Raw genomic sequence first — 3,743 nt, 5'->3', positions numbered from 1 at the left:
CCTTCGCCCTTGCAGATCTGCTTGTTGCACTTCCCGCAGGTGCCGGGGGACTTCAGGCTCTTCTCGACCGTGTTGACTCGTGCCATGCTCGTATCCGTCCTTTTTCTCCGTGCTCACCGCCGCGACGCTGGTGGGCCGGGGCCGGGGGTCGAGCGCTCTCGACCCCCTCGCCTCGGGCCACTAGAAGGGGATCTCGTCGTCGGAGACCGGGAGGGAAGCCACCGGAGCCGGAACCACCACCGCGGGAGCGGGGAAGGGGGCGGCGGCCACGTCCTCGCCATCGTCGAACTCGGCCTCCTCGGGCGAGCGCTGACCATCGAAGTGAATGGGGCACTTGTGGAAAGTGTCGACCTCAGAGAGCGCCCAACCAGAGCCACGGCAGGGGCACTCCTCGGCGTTGGAGACGGCCCAGTAGCCAGTCCGGAAAGCGTCGTAATACTGCTGAAGTTCACTCATCGTCCTTCTCCTCTTTCTGCCCCGGCCGCGACGCCAGGGTGAGAAGATTCTAGTCACAGAGAACAAAGTGTCAAGTAGTAATTTTTAGGAGAGAAAAGAAGGGGCCTAAGCAGGCCCCTTCCGTAGGGTTTTTTTTCAGCCGTAGACGACGTCGCCGAGCACGCAGCACTGAAGGAAGACGTCGCCCGTCTCCGCGTCGTCCTTCTCGGCCAGCCAGTTCGCGAAGTGGCGCGGGTGCTTCGCAGCCATCACACCCAGGCCCTCGCGAATCTTCGGCCAGTCGAGGCGGGTGGTCGTCATCTTGCCCGGGTTGCAGGCCCGACGGTCGGAGACCATCAGCGCCCCGCCGATGCAGAGCGGGTAGTCGATGTGGCGGTAGAAGCCGTCGCCGAGGTGCTTGACGTTGTTGGCCACGGCCGGGGGGATGAACTCTTCGAGCTGATACCAGTAGTTCGAACCACCCTCGAACGCCGAGCAGAGCAGGTGGGCCACCCGACGCTTGTCGAGCGTCACCACCAGCTCGAAGCCCATGCTCGCTGTGACGGCCTTCTCGGCCTCCGTCTGGTGGTTCATGGGCGCACCTCACAGTGAACGCCGAGGAGCGTCTCGTCGACCATGCAGTCGGCCGCCGCCAGGCTCATGACGGCCTCGTAGCTGCGCTGGTCGCGCAGGGCCGCGCGCCGGGCGACGCGGGCGTCGCTGAAGACGCCGAGGGGCGTGTCCGAGCAGCGGAGCGTGCTCCGGCTGATGAAGACCTGCCGGAGGCAGATCTTGTTGCCCGGAGCGGGCTCCAGGAGGTAGCTGATACCGTGGTTGTTGACCGTGGAAGTGTGCTTGGCCATCTGTCGTCCTCTTTTTCTTTCCACCGCCCGGCCGCGACGCCTGACGGTGAAACCATTCTCCTCGAAAAGAACAAAGTGTCAAGTATCAATTTTCGAGCTACTGGAGTAGAGCGATCAGAGCGGTGAGCGAGGCCGCCACGGCCAAGGCCCACCGCCATGAGGCGGCCGGCCTGCGGCGGGGGGCGGCCCGCTCGGCGGCGGCGGGGCGCACGGGGCTCGGAGAGGGCGCGAGGGTCGTGGCCGGCTCGGGAGGGGGCTCGGGCACCTTGCGGCCGGGCAGGCGGTTCGCGTAGGCGGCCAGCAGCTCCTCGGGGCGGCGGCCAGATTCGCAGATCTCAAGCAGGACGGCGTAGCGGCCCTCCCACCAGGAGGCGGCCCGCAGCTCGGCCACCAGCTCGGCGCGAGCGGCCTTGGACCTCGCACCGGTGACCGCGTGGGCGGCGTCCTCGGCACAACGGCGGTAGTGCACGAGACCGGAGCGCAGCTTGGAGTCGACCGTGGGCATCACGACGAGGCCCCCGTCGCGCTCGCCGGGCGGCGGAGCCACGAGTGTTGGGCCAGCACGACGCGACCACCGTCGACGAGCTGGACACGAACATGGCGCCCGAAGACGCGCAAGACTTTGGCCAGCTGCCAGGTCGCGAGAGGCGAGGTGCTGTTGGAGCTGAACTCCACATCATCACCGTCCTTGTAACCGAATAAGTCCGACGCCTTGCACCCCAGCTCGATGAGACGGCGAGCCTTGTTGAGAGCCCTCTCGGCGGTCTTCTGCGAGCCGTGAGTGGAGATGACGTCGGTCGGCAGATCTCCAACCGCCAACGCCCAGCGCATCGTCCTCGCGCCGCGCGGACGGTACGAATAGACAATCAGCTTGCCCACCTCTGTGTTCTTGTTCGGTTCCATCTTCCGTCCTCTTCCTCCCGCCGGCCCGCGACGGCCAGCGAGGAGAGAAAGTTCCCACACCAAGAACAAAGTGTCAAGTATCTATTTTTTGGAGTGGAAGAGGGCGGCGCCGATGACCAAACCCAGGCAGAGGCCGGCGATGCCGCCGAGGAAGAGGCCCGAGGCATAGGCGTCGGTGAGCGCCTGAGTGGCGGCTGTCACCTGCGGAACCACTCGGGCCGGTCGAGCGCCGCCGCCGCGAGCTTGCCGCCGATGCGGCAGAGAGCCTCGTGGTAGGACTCCTCCAGGTGGTGCCCGTAGTGGTGCCCCAGCTCGTGGATGAAGAGGCCTAGCTGGTCGGAAAGGTTGCCTGGTTCAAACCAGCTTGCTCCGAGGCGACCCGCGTTCACGGTCATGGTGCCGGCGCGCTCGGCGAGCTTGCCGTAGGCCGCGCCGAACTTCCACCCGCGATCTTGCGTGAAGCACACGAGGATGTCGATGCCCTCCAACTCCAAAGCCAGGCGGCGGACCATCGCCGCGTACGTGGCCATCCCAGGGGACCACTCGTCCTGGGGCACGAGCTTGAGCGGCTCGCCGTCCGGGTGGAACGGGCGAGGGGAAGGCGTAACCTGGCCCGCGGGCAGGACGGCCTCGGCCGACTTGATCTTGTCCCACGCGTCGGCGGTGAAGGCCCCGCCCGAGATGACGGTGAAGCCCCTCGCCGTGGCGATGTTGTTGGCCTCGCGGTCTGAAGGATCGTAAATGACCGCCTTCTCACCGAAGCGCTTGGCGACGAGGGTCTTGACCGCCTCGGGGTTCACCGACTCCTCGATGGCGTCGGAGGCCCACTTGCCTCGCGCCTGCTCGGTGCTGAGCTTCTCGTGCATGTGATCGAGCACGGCGGCCCGGACGTCGCGCAGGTAACCGGGGGTGACCGCGTCGCGCTCCATCGACAGGGGCACCTTCTGCATGACGTTCACGTGGTAGGGGTCGTCGCCCAGGTCCATGACAGGGATGCCCATCTCGTAGAGCGTGGCCTTCTCGCCCTGGCGAGGGACGTAGATCTCCACCATCGTGTCCTGATACTTGCGGCGGAGCGAGCCGCTGGCGTCCGCCACCTCCGTCTGGAGGAACGCCTCGGCGATGACCTTGGCGGGCTTGCGCCTGGGAATCTCGACGCCGTTGACGACGGTGACAACGTTGTCCGGAGGAATGACCTGCTGGACAGAGGCCAACACCTCCTCCAGCTCGCCCCGGGTCATCCGCACGATCGCAGAGAACTCGGTGCCGCTCGCTCGCGAGCCAGGTGGACGCATGCGACCTCTCTCGCTGAAGACGACCGTGCCCCTGGTGCTGGTGATGCGGGCGCTCTCGCAGAGCGCGAGCACCAGCTTCTCCCCCAGGTTGAAGCGGCCCCGCCGGGCCGTGTCCCCCTTCTTCTCGCTCTCCGCGAAGAGCGTGTAGGCGTGCGCCAGGTCGGCGAAGCCGTCCGGGTGGTCGTCCGTCACCACCAGGCGCGCGTAGGGCTTCGATGCGACCGCTTCGAGCTTCACATCGACAACG

Annotated in this window: 6 protein-coding genes; all 6 read right to left on the bottom strand. The window is 66.5% G+C overall.

The annotated features are described in order from the left end of the window. Positions 1–180: 180 nt before the first annotated feature. Positions 181–456 (bottom strand): hypothetical protein, encoded by a 276-nt coding sequence (locus VGT00_00930; protein HEV8529961.1) that lies wholly within the window; start codon positions 454–456, stop codon positions 181–183. A 135-nt stretch (positions 457–591) separates the two neighbouring features. Beyond that, positions 592–1,029, bottom strand: a complete 438-nt coding sequence (locus tag VGT00_00925) for a hypothetical protein (GenBank protein HEV8529960.1) — start codon at positions 1,027–1,029, stop codon at positions 592–594. Then, the gene (locus VGT00_00920; protein ID HEV8529959.1) at positions 1,026–1,298 is read right to left on the bottom strand and encodes a hypothetical protein; all 273 of its coding nucleotides are present in this window, start codon (positions 1,296–1,298) and stop codon (positions 1,026–1,028) included. The genes VGT00_00925 and VGT00_00920 overlap by 4 nt, the downstream gene beginning before the upstream one ends. A gap of 97 nt (positions 1,299–1,395) precedes the next feature. After that, a complete protein-coding gene (locus VGT00_00915; GenBank protein ID HEV8529958.1) occupies positions 1,396–1,803 on the bottom strand; it encodes a hypothetical protein in 408 nt (135 codons plus the stop codon). Further along, positions 1,803–2,201: a hypothetical protein gene (locus tag VGT00_00910; protein HEV8529957.1), complete on the bottom strand. Its 399-nt coding sequence runs from the start codon at positions 2,199–2,201 to the stop codon at positions 1,803–1,805. The genes VGT00_00915 and VGT00_00910 overlap by 1 nt, the downstream gene beginning before the upstream one ends. A gap of 197 nt (positions 2,202–2,398) precedes the next feature. Further along, the coding region (locus VGT00_00905; protein ID HEV8529956.1) for a hypothetical protein at positions 2,399–3,743 on the bottom strand (1,345 nt) is incomplete at its 5' end.

The organism is Candidatus Methylomirabilota bacterium (genome assembly GCA_036002485.1).
Taxonomy (GTDB): Bacteria; Methylomirabilota; Methylomirabilia; order Rokubacteriales; family CSP1-6; genus AR37.
This window is presented reverse-complemented; position numbering and strand designations above follow the sequence as displayed.

What these genes read in the sequence shown, in the direction of transcription:
- VGT00_00930 (HEV8529961.1), bottom strand. Translation starts at nt 456, where the DNA reads ATGAGTGAACTTCAGCAGTATTACGACGCTTTCCGGACTGGCTACTGG.
- VGT00_00925 (HEV8529960.1), bottom strand. Translation starts at nt 1,029, where the DNA reads ATGAACCACCAGACGGAGGCCGAGAAGGCCGTCACAGCGAGCATGGGC.
- VGT00_00920 (HEV8529959.1), bottom strand. Translation starts at nt 1,298, where the DNA reads ATGGCCAAGCACACTTCCACGGTCAACAACCACGGTATCAGCTACCTC.
- VGT00_00915 (HEV8529958.1), bottom strand. Translation starts at nt 1,803, where the DNA reads ATGCCCACGGTCGACTCCAAGCTGCGCTCCGGTCTCGTGCACTACCGC.
- VGT00_00910 (HEV8529957.1), bottom strand. Translation starts at nt 2,201, where the DNA reads ATGGAACCGAACAAGAACACAGAGGTGGGCAAGCTGATTGTCTATTCG.